General features: G+C 34.4%; 1 protein-coding gene and 1 pseudogene. Both read right to left on the reverse strand.

Annotation, left to right across the window (positions count from 1 at the left end; translation table 11 throughout):
- Positions 1-162 (reverse strand): annotated as a pseudogene (locus ABEB23_RS18110) (cytidine deaminase); the annotation flags it as partial.
- Positions 163-240: 78 nt separating this feature from the next.
- Positions 241-611 (reverse strand): PorV/PorQ family protein (locus ABEB23_RS18115; RefSeq protein WP_348814125.1); only part of this gene is annotated, 371 nt, incomplete at its 5' end.

A 611-nucleotide genomic window follows, 5' to 3' on the forward strand; every position in this document is an offset into this window, starting at 1 on the left:
GTTATCTAAGAGTAAAGCGGCGCCAACCCTGAATTTTGAATATGGAGCATATGCTTTTTTTCTGACTTCGACTGCCTGATTCATTAATTCCTGAATTTCGCCGGGAAGTTCATTTAAACTGTCGAATATCGTAAATGAAGTTGTTATGTTGATTTCTCTCATTTGTTTTTTAGGGAAAAAAAATCCAAATTCCTAAAATGCCGGAATTTGGATTGAATTATTTTATTTGAATGTAATCTGTTAATAAGTCTCGTATTTGTCTCCAAAGTTAAATGTTAAAGAGAAACGAAGTGTGTTTTCAAGCGGATTTTTGATTTTTGATGCCGAGAATAAATAAGAAACATCAATTTTCATAATGTTGTATTTAAATCCTGCTCCTAAAGAGAAAAATTGTTTTGCTCCTTTTTCAGGGCTCTCATGATAATATCCTAAACGCATTGCAAAGGAATCCTGATACATATATTCTGCAGCCACACTGTAAGTCACTTCTTTTATTTCTTCGCTGAATCCTCCCGGAGCATCTCCGAAAGATTTAAAGATCCCCTGAAACCAGCCTATATCATTGTAATCTCTATATCCAATATTCGTAGCTTCCTGTTGGGATATGTCTT

This window comes from Flavobacterium maritimum (assembly GCF_040049085.1).
GTDB lineage: Bacteria > Bacteroidota > Bacteroidia > Flavobacteriales > Flavobacteriaceae > Flavobacterium > Flavobacterium maritimum.